The 15,134-nt window shown below is 55.6% G+C and carries 15 protein-coding genes and 1 pseudogene; 6 read left to right on the top strand and 10 right to left on the bottom strand.

Annotated features, from left to right (window positions below; translation table 11 throughout):
• Positions 1–63: 63 nt before the first annotated feature.
• Positions 64–909 (bottom strand): DMT family transporter, encoded by an 846-nt coding sequence (locus DS906_RS10110; RefSeq protein ID WP_113790069.1) that lies wholly within the window; start codon positions 907–909, stop codon positions 64–66.
• 129 nt (positions 910–1,038) lie between these two features.
• On the opposite strand from DS906_RS10110, the gene DS906_RS10105 reads away from it, so the two are divergent.
• Entirely contained in the window at positions 1,039–1,458 is a 420-nt protein-coding gene (locus DS906_RS10105) for a group II truncated hemoglobin (RefSeq protein ID WP_113790066.1), read from the top strand.
• 397 nt (positions 1,459–1,855) lie between these two features.
• Here DS906_RS10105 and glnT read toward each other — a convergent pair whose 3' ends face one another.
• From glnT to DS906_RS10075, 6 genes are all read right to left on the bottom strand, one after another.
• The gene (gene glnT / locus DS906_RS10100; RefSeq protein ID WP_113790065.1) at positions 1,856–3,184 is read right to left on the bottom strand and encodes a type III glutamate--ammonia ligase; all 1,329 of its coding nucleotides are present in this window, start codon (positions 3,182–3,184) and stop codon (positions 1,856–1,858) included.
• A gap of 80 nt (positions 3,185–3,264) precedes the next feature.
• Entirely contained in the window at positions 3,265–4,593 is a 1,329-nt protein-coding gene (locus DS906_RS10095) for an FMN-binding glutamate synthase family protein (RefSeq protein WP_113790068.1), read from the bottom strand.
• A gap of 20 nt (positions 4,594–4,613) precedes the next feature.
• Complete coding sequence (locus DS906_RS10090) at positions 4,614–5,297, bottom strand: GXGXG domain-containing protein (protein WP_113790064.1); 684 nt, start codon at positions 5,295–5,297, stop codon at positions 4,614–4,616.
• A gap of 1 nt (position 5,298) precedes the next feature.
• A complete protein-coding gene (locus DS906_RS10085; protein ID WP_113790063.1) occupies positions 5,299–6,228 on the bottom strand; it encodes a glutamine amidotransferase family protein in 930 nt (309 codons plus the stop codon).
• A 147-nt stretch (positions 6,229–6,375) separates the two neighbouring features.
• A complete protein-coding gene (locus DS906_RS10080; RefSeq protein WP_108861028.1) occupies positions 6,376–6,591 on the bottom strand; it encodes a hypothetical protein in 216 nt (71 codons plus the stop codon).
• Between the two features lie 11 nt (positions 6,592–6,602).
• Positions 6,603–7,979, bottom strand: a complete 1,377-nt coding sequence (locus DS906_RS10075) for an ammonium transporter (RefSeq protein WP_113790062.1) — start codon at positions 7,977–7,979, stop codon at positions 6,603–6,605.
• A gap of 340 nt (positions 7,980–8,319) precedes the next feature.
• On the opposite strand from DS906_RS10075, the gene DS906_RS10070 reads away from it, so the two are divergent.
• The 5 genes from DS906_RS10070 to DS906_RS10050 are packed head-to-tail and all read left to right on the top strand — an operon-like array spanning position 8,320 to position 12,679.
• On the top strand, positions 8,320–9,465 hold the full coding sequence (locus tag DS906_RS10070) for an aminomethyltransferase family protein (protein ID WP_113790061.1): 1,146 nt from the start codon (positions 8,320–8,322) through the stop codon (positions 9,463–9,465).
• 55 nt (positions 9,466–9,520) lie between these two features.
• Positions 9,521–10,117, top strand: a complete 597-nt coding sequence (locus tag DS906_RS10065) for a dimethylamine monooxygenase subunit DmmA family protein (RefSeq protein ID WP_113790060.1) — start codon at positions 9,521–9,523, stop codon at positions 10,115–10,117.
• Positions 10,114–11,076: a PDR/VanB family oxidoreductase gene (locus DS906_RS10060; RefSeq protein ID WP_113790059.1), complete on the top strand. Its 963-nt coding sequence runs from the start codon at positions 10,114–10,116 to the stop codon at positions 11,074–11,076. The genes DS906_RS10065 and DS906_RS10060 overlap by 4 nt, the downstream gene beginning before the upstream one ends.
• A 13-nt stretch (positions 11,077–11,089) precedes the next feature.
• Positions 11,090–12,157, top strand: coding sequence for a DUF3445 domain-containing protein (locus DS906_RS10055; RefSeq protein ID WP_113790058.1), 1,068 nt, complete (start codon positions 11,090–11,092; stop codon positions 12,155–12,157).
• Positions 12,158–12,181: 24 nt separating this feature from the next.
• On the top strand, positions 12,182–12,679 hold the full coding sequence (locus DS906_RS10050) for an N-acetyltransferase (RefSeq protein ID WP_113790057.1): 498 nt from the start codon (positions 12,182–12,184) through the stop codon (positions 12,677–12,679).
• Here DS906_RS10050 and DS906_RS10045 read toward each other — a convergent pair.
• The 3 genes and pseudogenes from DS906_RS10045 to DS906_RS10035 all read right to left on the bottom strand — a co-directional run.
• Positions 12,657–13,286, bottom strand: a complete 630-nt coding sequence (locus DS906_RS10045) for an XRE family transcriptional regulator (RefSeq protein WP_113790067.1) — start codon at positions 13,284–13,286, stop codon at positions 12,657–12,659. The genes DS906_RS10050 and DS906_RS10045 overlap by 23 nt on opposite strands.
• A gap of 339 nt (positions 13,287–13,625) precedes the next feature.
• The gene (locus DS906_RS10040) at positions 13,626–14,903 is read right to left on the bottom strand and encodes a glycerate kinase (protein ID WP_233494754.1); all 1,278 of its coding nucleotides are present in this window, start codon (positions 14,901–14,903) and stop codon (positions 13,626–13,628) included.
• A gap of 7 nt (positions 14,904–14,910) precedes the next feature.
• A pseudogene (locus DS906_RS10035) lies at positions 14,911–15,134 on the bottom strand (CoA ester lyase); the annotation flags it as partial.

Raw genomic sequence — 15,134 nt, 5'->3', positions numbered from 1 at the left:
CAAAATATGCGCCCCAACAAAACTGGTATTACCTTGATTCAAAGCGCCTTCGGAATGGTCGCCTCAGAGCGCCAGATAGCCTATTCCCGCAAACGCAACCAAACATCCAAGCCATTGGCGTGGCGACATTTTTTCACGCAAGATAGCCCAAGCCAACACAACCGTCAGCAGCCCAAAGACGGACGCTGTCACAGAGGCAAATTGCGCATTCGGCAGCCCACCCGCCGCGATCACACAAAGGATGGCTACAGCATCCAGAACACCCATGACACAGAGAAGCGGCAGAGCCCGCCGCCCTGGCCAGATTGATCTGCGGGATGCCAGGGCGATCATGCCTAAGGCAAAAACTGCCGTCAGCCGAATTACCAGAGAGATTGAGTATTCGTCATTTTGTTCGGTTGCATATTGTCCTAGCGCAAAGGTGGCGGCGAATCCGATTGCTGCAAGCATGGATAGCACCACTGTCGGGCCAGTTGCTGGGTATTCGGTTGCGTCGCGTTCAGATTGGGCAGCCACAACAGAAACGCCAATACCAATCGCTATGACAGCAAGCCAGTGCAGCGGGCTGACACTTGCACCGCGCCAGATGGCCAGTGAGACGGAAAGAATCGGATAGCTTGCGACAAGCGGAGCAACCAGACGAACCGGGCCGCGCTGAAAAGCGGCGTACATGCAAACGGCCGCCAGCAGATAACACCCCCCTGCAGCAACAGCGCTGATCAATGCCGTGCCAGGAATTGGGTCGACTTCACCCATCATCGCAACCAGACCAAGTTGTAGCACCGCACCCGAAACCAGCACAGTCATGAGCGACGCAATCACGCTGACTGACTGGCTGACATAGCGCACTGCCAGATCGTGTACCCCCCAGCAAAGTGCCGCCAAAAGGCCAAGCACCAGAGCGTTCATTCCGTCATCACCATCACTGATTTCACCTGGTTCCGCTTCTGAGCATGTGTATGTCAAAATGTCACTGTTGATAAACTTATTTTCCTGTTATGCAATATTTCAGGTGCCAGAGATACAGAAAGGCAGCACATGGAACCTGCGATAGAGCAACTTGGTGGTGAGAGCCAACTGCGCGCTCTGGTCGAGCGTTTCTATGACCGGATGGAAACGGATCCGGCAGCGCATTCGTTGCACAGGCTGCATTTTCGGGGACATGGGCTAAACCAAACCAGACAAACTCAATTTGAATTTCTCAGCGGGTTTCTCGGTGGCCGCGCCTATTATCGTGAACGTTTCGGCCATATGGACCTGCGCGAAATCCATGCGCATATTCCCATCCGGAAAGCCGACGCAGAACTTTGGCTGGACACTTTCGATGCCGCATTGGCGGATTGCGAATTGACCGGTCCGGTTGTGGAAAAGATGCGCGCGACGCTTCGCCGGGCCGCGCTTATGCTGGTCAATAACGTTCCAGATTGGCGGTTAGAAGCAGACGTTGGGTATACGTAAAGACGCTTTGCGGAAATCACGTTACGTGTTCCGCGGTTCCAATCAAAGCTGATGCCTATGACTATTTCCAAAATACGGTCGATTGAAATCATGCATCCACGTGCCGATGGTTTGCTTGTCGAAAGATAGCCAAGGATTGGCATTGACCTCCCAAACATCCATCGGGCCGGCCATCGCTAGCAAAAGGTCAAAATCGCCCGGTTGCGGAATAGATAGCCCTTGTAAAAGTGTACGATTTGCGTGTCGTCTTGATGCTTGGCGATGTGGTCATTAACTGCGCCGAGACTCGCCTTGCGTATTCTGAAACTTGAGAACGTTCCTAGCGAGCCACTTGGGGCCTCAAAAAACGGGGCCGCAGCTTTTGCCGCGGCCCAGAAGTGCAACCTTGCAATCCGGCTTAGATGTCCAAAGTGTTGTCTTTTTCCCAGCGTGAGAAGTGAGAGACGAAAGAGTTCCATTCCTGATGTTTCATTTTCAGAAACGCGGATGAGAACTCGGCACCCATCATCGCTTTCAGGTCTTTGTCCTTGTCGTACTCACGCAGGGCATCAAGCATGTTCAAAGGCAGTTTCGGCGCACCGCGCACCTTGTGGCCTTCGGCATACATATCGATGTCCCAACGTTTGCCCGGATCAGCTTTGGACCGGACACCGGACAGGCCAGCGGCGATGATCACCGCTTGTAGCAGATAGGGGTTGGTCGCCCCATCGGGCAGACGCAGCTCAAACCGGCCGGGGCCGGGAACGCGAACCATGTGCGTCCGGTTGTTGCCTGTCCAGGTCACTGTATTGGGCGCCCATGTTGCGCCCGACATTGTCCGCGGCGCGTTGATACGCTTGTAACTGTTCACGGTGGGATTGGTAATTGCCGCCAGCGCCGAAGCGTGTTTCATGATACCGCCGAGGAAGTGCTTGCCGCGCTCTCCCAGGCCAACCTCTCCGGTGGGGCCGTCGCCTTCACCTGCAAAGACGTTGGTCTTGGCCGCATCGCCCGGCGCATCCCAGACCGAGATGTGGGCGTGGCAGCCATTGCCGGTCAGGCCTTCAACCGGTTTCGGCATGAAGGTGGCGCGCAGGCCGTGCTTTTCAGCAACCGACTTGGTCATGAACTTGAAGAACGAGTGCTTGTCAGCGGTGCGCAGCGCATCATCAAATTCCCAGTTCATCTCGAACTGGCCATTAGCGTCCTCGTGGTCGTTCTGGTAGGGACCCCAGCCCAGTTCCAGCATGTAGTCGCAGATCTCGCGCACCACATCATAGCGACGCATTACGGCCTGCTGGTCGTAACAGGGTTTTTCGGCGGTATCGAAGGGATCGCTGATTTGTTCGCCATCAGGGGTAAGCAGAAAGAACTCGGCTTCGATGCCGGTTTTAACATGCATGCCTTCGTTTGCAGCCTCGTCGATAAGGCGGCGCAGGACGTTGCGGGGGGCTTGCGCAACATCGCTTCCTTCCATCACGCAATTGCCTGCAACCCAGGCCACTTCGGGCTTCCACGGCAGTTGAATGACCGAGGACGGATCCGGCACCGCCAGCATGTCGGGATGCGCCGGTGTCATGTCCAGCCATGTGGCGAACCCGGCAAAACCTGCGCCGTCCTGCTGCATGTCGGCAATCGCCTGCGCGGGTACCAGTTTGGCCCGCTGTCCACCGAACAGATCGGTGAACGAGATCATGAAGTATTTGACGCCTTTTTCATTTGCGAAAGCTGCGAGATCTGTCGTCACGATTGCTTTCCTTTCCCTGTTGAATTTTAGTTTTTCAAAGCAAAAACGCGACCCCCATCAGGGAGCCGCGCAGCATCTATTCAGAACCCTTCCTTACCGGGGTACCAACTGGTTCCCGCCAGCGGCACCCGCGCCATGGCGGCGGCCTCCATTGTCAGGGCACACAAGTCCTCGGGCTCGAGGTTGTGCAGGTGATTGTGCCCACAGGCGCGCGCGATAGTCTGCGCCTCAAGCGTCATAACTTTCAGGTAGTTACGTAGCCTGCGGCCCGCATCGACTGGGTCCAGACGTGCGGCCAGGTCGGGGTCCTGCGTGGTGATACCCGCCGGGTCCTGCCCTTCGTGCCAATCGTCATATGCACCGGTTGTTGTGCCCAGCTTCTGGTATTCGGATTCCCATTTGGGATCGTTGTCCCCGAGGGCAACCAGAGCGGCCGTACCGATAGCAACCGCATCTGCACCCAGCGCCAAAGCCTTTGCCACATCGGCCCCGGTGCGGATCCCGCCCGAGATAACCAACTGCACCTCACGATGCACGCCTAGGTCCTGCAACGCCTGAACGGCGGGGCGTATGCAAGACAAAGTAGGAAGTCCGACATGTTCGATAAACACGTCCTGCGTAGCCGCCGTGCCACCCTGCATGCCATCCATGACAACAACGTCGGCGCCAGCTTTCACAGCCAAAGCAGTGTCGTAGTAGGGGCGTGTCGCGCCAACTTTCACGTAGATCGGCACCTGCCAATCGGTGATCTCGCGCAACTCGAGGATCTTGATCTCAAGATCGTCCGGGCCGGTCCAGTCGGGATGGCGACAGGCCGAGCGCTGGTCGATGCCCTTGGGCAGAGTTCGCATCTCGGCCACGCGGTCGCTGATCTTCTGGCCCAGCAGCATACCGCCGCCGCCGGGCTTGGCACCTTGGCCAACCACAATCTCAATCGCATCAGCCTTGCGCAGATCGTTCGGGTTCATGCCGTAACGCGAAGGCAAATACTGATAGACCAGCTTGGTCGAATGGCCGCGTTCCTCTGGTGTCATGCCACCGTCACCGGTGGTGGTTGACGTGCCCGCTGCGGATGCGCCGCGGCCCAAAGCTTCTTTCGCCGGGCCGGACAGGGCACCAAAGCTCATGCCTGCAATGGTGATCGGGATATCCAGTTCGATCGGCTTTTTGGCAAAGCGGGTGCCCAACGTTACTGAGGTATCGCAACGTTCGCGATAACCCTCCAACGGATAGCGCGATACCGACGCACCCAGAAACAGCAGATCGTCGAAATGAGGTACTTTCCGTTTGGCCCCCCCACCACGAATGTCATAGATGCCGGTCGCAGCAGCGCGACGGATCTCAGCATTGATCGGGTTGGAAAATGTCGCCGACTGGATCGGCAGGGTGCGGGGAATCTGATCGTCCATATCTTTCATACCCTTCTTCCTCAGTAAGCGGCGGCGTTATCAACGTCGAAATTATAAAGCTGACGGGCCGAACCATAGCGTTTGAACTCTTCTGGCTTGGCGTCGCTGCCCGCGCGGGCCAGAAGATCCCTCAGGATATCCAGATGCTCGGGACGCATGTCCTTCTCGATGCAATCCGCGCCGAGGCTTTTGACCGAACCACGCACGAACAACCGGGCTTCGTAGAGTGAATCCCCCAGCGCATCCCCTGCGTCCCCGCAGACAACCAGATTGCCGTCCTGTGCCATGAAGGCGGACATGTGGCCGATGTTGCCATGCACGACGATATCGATCCCCTTCATTGAGATGCCGCAACGCGAGCTGGCATTACCTTTGATCACCAGCAATCCGCCATGGCCTGTCGCTCCGGCGTATTGGCTGGCGTCACCATCGACGACGACCTGACCGGACATCATGTTTTCGGCAACGCCCGGACCAACAGAGCCTTCGACCTTTATTGTCGCCTGCTGGTTCATCCCGGCACAATAATACCCGGTCGAACCTTTGACCGTCACCTCAATCGGTGCGTCCAGTCCGACGGCGATTGCGTGGCTGCCCTTCGGGTTTACAATTTCCCAGCGGGTTTGGTTGGTCTCGGCGTTTTGCGCCTGCAGGGACGAGTTCAATCCGCGCAGCCCGTCTGCCTCTAGATCATAGGTCTGCATATCAGGCGGCCTTTTCGTGGGTTGTAGGGCTGTCGTTGTGCGACCAGAAATATACGGTGGAGGGTTCAGGTTCCCAAACCCGGGCGTCTTCAATGCCCGGCAGGTTTACCAAAGCACGGTATTCGCTGCCAAAGGCCACATATTGGTCTGTTTCGGCCATCACCGCAGGCTTACAGGCAATTGGGTCGCGTACGACACCAAACCCATCTTTAGTGCCAACAACAAAGGTGAAGAAACCGTCCAGATCATCAATGCTGGTCTCCAAAGCCTCACCCAGTGTCGCGCCGTTCATCATTTTCCAGGTCAGATATGCGGCACCCACTTCGGTGTCGTTCTCGGTCTGGATAACCACACCTTCGCGGCGCAGTTTGCGGCGCAACGAGTTGTGGTTGGACAGCGATCCATTGTGGACCAGACACTGATCGGGCCCGGTATTGAAAGGATGCGCGCCCATTGTCGTCACGGCGGATTCGGTCGCCATACGCGTGTGCCCAATGCCATGGGTGCCGCTCATGCCGTTGAGGTTAAATCGGTCCGCAACATCCTTGGGCAGGCCGACTTCCTTGTAGATTTCGAGGCTTTCGCCGCGGCTCATGATCCGAACCGACGGGCGGATCTCGGCCAGCGCCGCGCGCGCGGCCTCAAATTGACCGGCGGGAACTTCCAGAACGGTATGTGTGTCGTTGCTTGTCTGACCAACGGTTGCGCCCAGCTTTTTACCCAGCTCATCAGCCAGACCGACAAAGTCAGTATCAGGGTTGGGCGACTGGACTGTAATCTTGGTTTTGCCTGCCGACTCTGCGCCATAGATCGCGATACCGGCACTATCGGGGCCGCGGTCTGTCATCGTAATCAGCATGTCCGTCAGCATGTTACCCAGTTGGGGCGCAAGAGACTGGTCTTTGAGGAATAATCCAACAATTCCGCACATGGCTGGCAGATCTCCTTGTGTGTTTCACTATGATTCGACGGTATCAACAAAATTTGGGGACATCAATAATAGTAGGAAAGTTTTTTTCCTAAGAGGCAATGGGCGTGATCTCTGATTTCTCGCCCATTGCCAGTTCTTAAAGCTGGATCAGTATCGTTCCAGCTGTGCCTTCACCTTCTCTTCGTCGCCGGTGTGGCGGGCCTTCTCAAGGTGTTCACCTTCCCGGACAAACTGAATGCGATGCCAGCCTATCCAGAAGACCACACCAATGATGACCATCAGAACTTCGTAACCTTGGAAGGGGTAGATCGGACCGACCTCGGCAAGATCGACAGCCCAGCTTGTGTATCCATTCGTAGACATGTCTTTCTCCTTTACTTCGCTGCCGCGCCAGCACGGGCAGCCAATTCCTGTTTGTCGGCTTCGATGATCGCTGCCTTGGCATCTTCGTAGGCATGATGCTCGGCGTAATCGAGGCCCTGCAGTTCAACCTCTTCCGGGATGCGAAGAACGCCTGCGGCCGCCTGCATCTTGGCCAGAGCCCAGCCGGGTAGGAAGCCAAGAACAAAGAACATGATGACCGCACCGGTGATTTGACCGATCGGGTTGATTGTTGCGTACCCTTCGTACGGCGAAGATGGCACACCCCAGAGGACAAAGCCTGAAATCACCAGGCCAACAACCCCGGCATAACCGTGCACAGCAACGGCGCCCACCGCATCATCCAGCTTGAACCGGCGTTCAACCCAGTAGTGCAGCTTGTATACGATCACGACGCCGACCGCGGCAATGATCATTGCCTGGATCGGGTGATACAGATCGTTACCCGCCGAAGCAGTAATAATTCCGGCAAGCCCGCCCGAGAATGTCCAGAACGCATCACCTTTCGAGATCACATAAGCCGCCATCAGACCGCCAGACAGCGACATCAGGAAGTTGAAGGTGATGGCCGACAGGGTCGTCGGAGCCAGATAGATATTGGTAGCTGTCCAGGTTACACCAGTGATCTGCCCATCGATCCCTTCAGGTGAAATCACAGGCACGTTGCACGCGGCATAGAAGCCCCAGAAGCCAGTATAGATCAGGAAAATGCCGATCGTCAGTAGCCACGGATTGTGCGGAGGTATGTCCCGTGGTGTACCGTCCTTGGCGAACTTGCCTAGGCGCGGGCCCAGAACCATGATCACACCCAATGCGTAACCGCCTGCAATTGCGTGAATTACACCGGAAGCGTATGCATCATGGTAGCCGAGAATGCGAACCATCCAGCCACCGTAGTGCCAGCCCCACGCAGCGTCGATGATCCACCAGACCGATCCGATCATGACCGCATGAACCCAGAGCGCCGAAGACCTGATCCGTTCAATCACGGAACCCGAAACGATCGAGGCTGCCGTCCAGGAGAACAGCAGGAATGCTGCCCAGAAAACGCCGGTGATTCTGTCACTAACATTGGTCGCCATCGTATCGGCCCAAGGCAGATTCGCTGCGCCCGCTTCTGTGTCCAGACCGCCCCAGAACGGAAAGTTCGGAAAAGCCCAATAGATCCACCATCCAAAGAAGAAGAACGTGACCGTCACCAGAGGGATGATCATGATGTTTTTCATCAATGTGTGCATATGGTTACGGGCACGGCTGGCACCGACTTCGTACATGCAAAAGCCCACATGGATGAGGAACATGAAAACGACCGTTACCCAGTAGTAGAACTCGGTAAAGATCGTCGTGAGAGCATTTAGATTGCCATCCACTTCGTAGTCTCCCTGTTGTTGCAGCAGGAGGTCTCTCTGCGGAGTTTTCCTGCTGGGAAATTTTATCCACTCAGGGGACAATCTCGTGGGGCACCTGTCAATAGATATGTGGGGCAAACATCTTTAACGGTGGTGTCGTATACTTAATTTGAAGGGTCGAATACTGCCTCTTGGCCATGAAAATAAGGGGTTTTCTTCAACTCCAATCCCCTGCTTAAGGGTTCAGAATTTGAAGGCAAATATTCCCAACAGGAAAATATTCTGCACAGAGGTGTTGATTTTCAATCCGACATCGGCCTCAATATGGGCAACAAAAAGCAATCAACGGGAGAGCTGAACCATGGCCATTCTTTGGAGGACGTCCGCCCTTGCGCAGCGCCATGCCGAGATCGGCGGCGAACTTGAGGACTGGAACGGCATGGGAACCGCATGGTTCTATGACCACAGCCCAGAACGCGCCAAAGCTGATTATGAGGCAATCCGCGCTAAGGCGGGCCTCATGGATGTTTCCGGCCTGAAAAAGGTTCACGTGGTCGGCGAAGATGCCGCCTATGTCATTGATCGGGTTACCACGCGGAACGTGGAAAAGATCATGCCGGGTCGTTCGACCTATGCCTCGATCCTGAGTGCCGAAGGTAAATTCGTTGACGATTGCATCATCTATCGCTTGTCGGTCAACACATGGCTTGTTGTGCACGGCACCGGCACAGGCATGGAGCAGTTGACATCGGTGGCGGCAGGCAAGAACTGCGCAGTCATTTTTGATGACGACATGCATGACATGTCGCTGCAGGGACCAGTGGCCGTTGATTTCTTGGCTAAGCACATCCCCGGAATTCGGGATCTGGCCTATTTCGGCATCATGCAGACCAAACTCTATGGCTGCCCGGTGATGATTTCGCGGACCGGCTATACTGGTGAGCGCGGGTACGAAATTTTCTGTCAGGCCAAGCACGCAGTACATCTGTGGGACAACATTCTGGCTGAGGGTAAGGATATGGGGATAGTCCCGGTCCAGTTCTCGACCCTCGATCTGCTGCGCACCGAAAGCTACCTGCTGTTTTATCCGGGCGACAATTCGGAAACCTATCCGTTCGACGACGAAACCTGCGGTGATACGCTTTGGGAGCTGGGTCTGGAATTCACCGTTTCACCCGGTAAAACCGGTTTTATTGGGGCCGAGAACCACTATGCATCGCAAGGCAAAGAACGGTTCAAGATCTACGGCGTCAAGCTTGACGGCACGACCCCTGCGGATGAGGGCGCGGACCTGCTGCAAAACGGTGAAAAGGTCGGGGTTGTTACTTTTGGCATGTATTCCGAAATCAACGGGCACAACGTAGGTATCGCGCGAATGCCGGTCGCCTGTGCGTCACCCGGCACCAAGCTGACAGTGCGCAACGGTGATGGGACAGAAATAGCGGCGACTGCAGAAGAGATGCCGTTCTACGATCAGGACAAATCTATCCGAACCGCAAAGGGCTGAGTTTCAGGGGGCGCAACGGACACACCGTGGCGCCCTTTTCCTATTTGAGGGCACAATGTCAAAGTTCGAATTTCCCAAGTCAATCGCAAGCCGCCCGGTCTGGGGCACGCTAGAGGTTCGCCCGGGCGAACACCATCTCATGATCGCTGAGGCCGAAGGGGCCGAAGCCATTCTTGATATCGCGACACCCGACCTGATGGCCAAAACCCATCTGATCTACATTCCCAAGGGTGCGGATTACGTTGAGCGACTGCAGGCACTGAAGCCTGCGCAATTCTACGAAGGTCCATCCTATGAAGCCTCGCTGCAGCGCATTCGCCGCGTTTTGGAAGACGCGCATATGGGGTTGCAGGTCTATCTGACCGGCTCTGAGGGCATGATGGGTCAGGCCATGAACGAGGTGATGGCCGTAGGCCTGCCGCACACGGCAATTCAGACCGAACATCGCGGATCGGTTGCGCGCCGAATGCAATGCGTGCATTGCAAAGGCATCACCGAAGATGTCGTGGTTGACCCGTTTGTCTGCGCGCATTGCGGGCTTAACCTGTTCGTGCGCGATCACTACTCCCGCCGTCTTGCCGCCTATCAGGGTGTCCGCGTGGATGCCGAAGATCATGGTAACGTGCCCGAGCCGAAGGGGATTTACGAATGAGTGGCGCCGAGAAAATCCAGGCCAAAGTGACCGAAATCACCCCCTTGAACGAGTTGGTGACGCGGTTCCGGTTCGAACGTATCGATGGAGGCCAGTTGCCGACCTTTTCTGGTGGGGCCCATACGGTTGTTGAAATGCAGGATGGTGGCATCACGCGGCTCAACCCATATTCGCTGATGTCGGACCCGTTTGATCAGTCATCCTACACCATTTCGGTTCGACGCGATGATGAGGGCAGGGGTGGTTCGCTGTTCATGCACCGCCAGGTCAAGCTGGGCGACGAGATGACCATAGGCTATCCGGTCAACCTGTTCTCGCTCGATTTGCGCGCCCGCAAGCACCTGTTTCTGGCCGGTGGCATCGGGATCACCCCGTTTCTGGCGCAAATCAAACAGCTAGAGTTGCTGCATGGTAATTGGGAGCTGCACTATGCTTGCCGCAATCACGCGCTGGCGTCTTATGCGGACCAACTGACCGACCGGCATCCCAATGAGACGCATCTGTATTATGACGACCAGAACCAGCAGATTGATCTGAAGAACCTGCTGAGCGGGCAACCTTTGGGCACGCATGTCTATGTCTGCGGCCCCAAGGGCATGATCGACTGGGTGCGCAACACGGCCGCCGCTGAAGGCTGGCCCGATGATTGCGTGCATTACGAAGAGTTTCTGGCGCCACAGCCCGGTAAACCGTTCGAAGTGCGCCTAGCCGCGTCGGACAAGGTCGTTCATGTCGGCGAGAACGAAAGCCTGCTGGAAGCTATCGAGCGCGAAGGTGTGGATGCGCCCTATCTGTGTCGTGGTGGGGCCTGCGGTCAGTGTGAAACCGTTGTGCTGGATCACGACGGAAACTTTGTGCACCGCGATCACTGGCTGACCGACGAAGAAAAGGCATCGGGCAAGAAAATCATGCCCTGCGTATCGCGTTTCGAGGGCAAGTCCCTCGTGCTGGACCGCTGAGAGGAGGCCCACCATGACCATTCAATTCAACGACGAGTCCTTCCGCGACGACTATACGTTCCACAACTCGGACTGGGCGATCAAACGCTTTCCGTTCCCATTCCACGAAGACAGCTACATGTATTCCGTCAACATGGAACAACATCGCGGCGGTCCCGAGGGATCAGTCTATGAGATGCGGTTCGATGTGGACGAGCATTATGTCTCGGAAATGAAAGACCGCGCAATGGTTCTGGATCAGGACCCGCTGCGCTGTCAGTCTCTCCCTCATATGACATTGGCTGGCTGGGACTTGCTGGAACTGATCATGGTCAGCAAGTCCGAGGATTACCCGGACCTGTTCGAGTTGCATCGCAACGGCAATCAGTGGCGCTGGATAAACAAGCCATTGGGCATTGACCACAGCTTTACTTTTATGGACGAAACCACTTTGCCTTATGGGCCGATGGAATACATCACCAGGCAGGCACAAGGCGATTTTGCCGTGCTGGATCAGCGTGATGAGATGCTGTGGATGGACGCCGGCATGGTGACAACACAAGCTGACTGGAGCCTGGATTTCGACATCGGCATGAACTTTTTCGAATGGCACGCGCCGGTTCCGAAGGCCCATGAAATGGGTATCTTCCAGCGCGCCCTGAAGTTCTTGCTGAATATCCAGCAGGGTGCCCCTGCGCGGCGTCTCAACTGGACCATGACGGTGAATCCGCTGCTGGATACCAGCCCGGAAAACTATCACAAATGGGGCATCCAGAAGACCACGTTGACTGCCCAAAACATCGCCCACAAGCAGCATCTGCGTGTCGAATTGCAAACCTTCTTCCGCTTGCCGCGCTCCAATGCGCTGGTGTTCCCGATCCGCTGCTATCTTTGCAGTTTTCAGGATCTGATGACTGTTCCGAAATGGGGCCGCCGTCTGCACCGGGTTATTCGGGACCTGCCTGAAGAGCTGGCCACTTATAAAGGGTTCATCGACAACCGTCCGATGATGCTGGGCTATCTTAGTAAGTTTGACGACGGGTTGCCCACATCACCGGGGATTTGGCCGGATCTTGAATCGGAACCGCCTTTGTCAAAGTGAGCATTGTGAAGTGCCTTTGCTCACATGACTGATCCGGACTTCACGCCTTGGCTCATTCCGAGCGATGACTTTGCATTATATGACGTGCTTGCGCTGCTTCGTGCGTCATTTCAATTCATGGATGCCCGGATCGACCCTCCATCTTCTATCCATAGGCTGACGGTGGAAGGGATGCGGGAGCATTGCAAGGATGGTGGTGAAATCTGGGCCATTGGTCGACAGCTTTTCGCGTGTATGTTTCTGACGCCCAAACCCGACTGCCTGTACTTGGGGAAGCTTGCAGTTCAGGAAGGACTGCGGGGGCAAGGTATCTGCCGCGCGTTAGTGGACCATGCTGCAAACCGTGCAACTGAGCTTGGTCTGCCTGCGCTGGAACTGGAAACGCGAGTGGAACTTACTGAAAACCATCGCGTTTTTTCAAGGCTTGGGTTCACGATCGTGAATACGGGCAGCCATGAAGGCTATAACAGACCCACAGATTTCCTATTGCGCAAGCCGATCAGTTTGTCTGCGGATAGCTGATCACTGATATGTAGCGGGCCGGCAGATTAACCAACCGTTCCGGGCCATGGGGCGCGTCCGCATCAAAGAACAAGGTGTCACCTGGTTTCAGCGGGTAAATCTGGTCCCCATGGCGGTAATCTACCTCACCTTCCAACATGTAAATCGTCTCGATTCCACCATGCTGGAATGTTGGAAACACGTCGGATTTAACCGTCAGGGTGATCAGATAGGGTTCCACAATTACGCCTGATCCGTTAGCGCCAATATGCCCCAGCAGGTTATATTGGTGGTTGGCGCGTGTTCCTTCACGCTCCAGCTCGACACCTTCACCTGCTTTTGTATGAACCGCCTCCCGGCGTTCTTCGAACTGTCTGAAAAAACTTGTCAAAGGAACCGAAAGTGCATCCGCCAGTGACTGCAAGGTCGTCAAGGACGGTGACGTATTTCCATTTTCGATCTTGGACAGCATGCCGATCGACAATCCGGTTAGCTGGGCCAGCTCCGCGACGGTTATTTCCTGCTGCTTGCGAAAGGCGCGCACCTCGCGGCCGATGGCAACTTCAAGAACTTTTTCTCTGTTACCCGAACGAACGGAATGTGGGTCCTGAGTCAGATTTGCCGCCATTTCTTTATCGCGTTTTTTCAATTTTACTCTTTCAATGTCTTGCTACACTTGTCCAAACTGGTTCTGCAAGCAGGAGCAGCGGAAAACCCAATCCATTCGGAGTATCATAGCACCAAAGTTTTCCTGATAGTAAAATAATCATGCTGTCAGAAAAATGCTAGAGATCAGAATTCCACTGTTTGACGGCTTTCCGATGGCGAGCTTGACATCCTTGATAGAACCTCTGCGTGCCGCAACGTGCGCGCCGGGCAAGAGGCGTTTTACTGATCTCTTGAACCCGACATCTGCGGCTTTTGTCAGATCTAAACTCGGGACCGAGTGTAACGAATAGTCTCAGGTTTATGGTACCAGCAGCATAATCTGTATGTCCGCCACATTGGTTCCAGTCGCCCCGGTTTGCAGGAGATCACCTGCTAATGACAAAGCGGAATGACTGTCATTGTTGGACAGTAAAGCCACTGGATCCTCCCCGGCATTACATATCCGGCAGACAGTGCCAGCATCTACTATGGCACCCGCCGCTGTGGTTGGTCCATCGCGGCCATCCGTGCCACCGCTGAGAAAAACCCAGTTGCCCGGTATTTTCTGTTCCTGAGTCATATAGGCGAGGCGCAATGCCAATTCCTGATTTCGACCACCCCACCCTGAGCCACGCAGTCGGACAGTTGTCTCACCGCCAAACAGCAGGGCTTTCGGACGATCCACGGTCACGGATCGGGTCGCTTGCAAAATTTGTTCTGCGGCATCGTCCACATTGCCGGTCAACGCATCCGAGACGATCTCGGCGTCGAATGATCGAGACGCGCAACCATGTGCAGCCTGCAGGCTTATCCGATTAGATCCGATCAGGTGGTTGGTGGCTTGAACAGCATGACTCTGATTGGGAATGCTATGTTCCAGATACGCGCGGACTGCCTTGGGCAACTCATGCCATAGGCCGTTTTCGATGCAAGTTCTGCGTGCGTCTGCATGGCTGCCGATAGGGGAAACGGTCGGGCCACTGGCAACAGCCCGCAGGTCATCTCTGATTACATCCGAAAGAATGTAAGCCGTGACCGGCGCTGGTGCGGAATGCCTCAGAAACCCGCCGCCCTTAAGTTGGCTGAGTTGCTGGCGTATTAGGTTTATCTGAACGATACCCAACCCCGAGGACAGAAGCGCTTCGTTAACTCGTATCTTGTCCGATAGGGTCAGGCCGCTGACGGGGGCGGGGATAAGTGCAGATCCCCCGCCCGAGATTAGCGCTATGACCTGATCATGCTCACATGCTTCGCTGAGCAAAGACACAATCTGTCGACCGGCTTTCAACCCACGCTCATCGGGGATGGGATGCCCGCTTGTTAAAACAGTCGCGCCGGGTACATCCGTCTGATTTTCAGTATGTGTTACAGCCAAAGCTACATGCGGGCCTTCAACGTGTTGTAACGCCTCTGACAGCATTTTGGGCGCAGCCTTCCCGACCGCAATCAGGATGCTGCGCCCGCCCCTTGCAGGTGTTGGCAGTGGAGCGACGCATAACTTGCGACGCAGGGCAGTAGCTGGGTCCGCTGCCGACACTGCCTCGGCAAAGATGGCCGAAGCAGTGGTGCGAAGCGTTGTTGTTGAATGGCCCGGCACTACAGGTTCACGCAGCTGCGATTTGACTGGCTTTTTCGACCAGTACTTCGGCCTGACGGATCGAGGCATAGTCGATCAGGCGACCATCCAGAGACACAGCGCCTTTGCCAGCCGATTCAGCCTCGGACATGGCAACTAGAATACGTTGGGCCTTGTTCACCTCGGCGTCGGATGGGGACATCACGTCATTGGCCAAGACAATCTGGCTGGGGTGGATAGCCCATTTTCCTT

This window comes from Ruegeria sp. A3M17 (assembly GCF_003318255.1).
Classification (GTDB): domain Bacteria; phylum Pseudomonadota; class Alphaproteobacteria; order Rhodobacterales; family Rhodobacteraceae; genus Ruegeria.
The sequence above is the reverse complement of the archived record's forward strand: the minus strand, read 5'-3'. Positions and strand labels throughout refer to the sequence as shown.

Excerpts from the sequence above, each read along its gene's own strand:
- DS906_RS10105 (WP_113790066.1), top strand. The coding sequence starts at position 1,039 with ATGGAACCTGCGATAGAGCAACTTGGTGGTGAGAGCCAACTGCGCGCT.
- DS906_RS10080 (WP_108861028.1), bottom strand. The coding sequence starts at position 6,591 with ATGTCTACGAATGGATACACAAGCTGGGCTGTCGATCTTGCCGAGGTC.
- DS906_RS10045 (WP_113790067.1), bottom strand. The coding sequence starts at position 13,286 with ATGGCGGCAAATCTGACTCAGGACCCACATTCCGTTCGTTCGGGTAAC.
- DS906_RS10110 (WP_113790069.1), bottom strand. The coding sequence starts at position 909 with ATGAACGCTCTGGTGCTTGGCCTTTTGGCGGCACTTTGCTGGGGGGTA.
- DS906_RS10055 (WP_113790058.1), top strand. The coding sequence starts at position 11,090 with ATGACCATTCAATTCAACGACGAGTCCTTCCGCGACGACTATACGTTC.
- DS906_RS10050 (WP_113790057.1), top strand. The coding sequence starts at position 12,182 with ATGACTGATCCGGACTTCACGCCTTGGCTCATTCCGAGCGATGACTTT.
- DS906_RS10060 (WP_113790059.1), top strand. The coding sequence starts at position 10,114 with ATGAGTGGCGCCGAGAAAATCCAGGCCAAAGTGACCGAAATCACCCCC.
- DS906_RS10095 (WP_113790068.1), bottom strand. The coding sequence starts at position 4,593 with ATGGACGATCAGATTCCCCGCACCCTGCCGATCCAGTCGGCGACATTT.
- DS906_RS10090 (WP_113790064.1), bottom strand. The coding sequence starts at position 5,297 with ATGCAGACCTATGATCTAGAGGCAGACGGGCTGCGCGGATTGAACTCG.
- DS906_RS10085 (WP_113790063.1), bottom strand. The coding sequence starts at position 6,228 with ATGTGCGGAATTGTTGGATTATTCCTCAAAGACCAGTCTCTTGCGCCC.
- DS906_RS10065 (WP_113790060.1), top strand. The coding sequence starts at position 9,521 with ATGTCAAAGTTCGAATTTCCCAAGTCAATCGCAAGCCGCCCGGTCTGG.
- DS906_RS10070 (WP_113790061.1), top strand. The coding sequence starts at position 8,320 with ATGGCCATTCTTTGGAGGACGTCCGCCCTTGCGCAGCGCCATGCCGAG.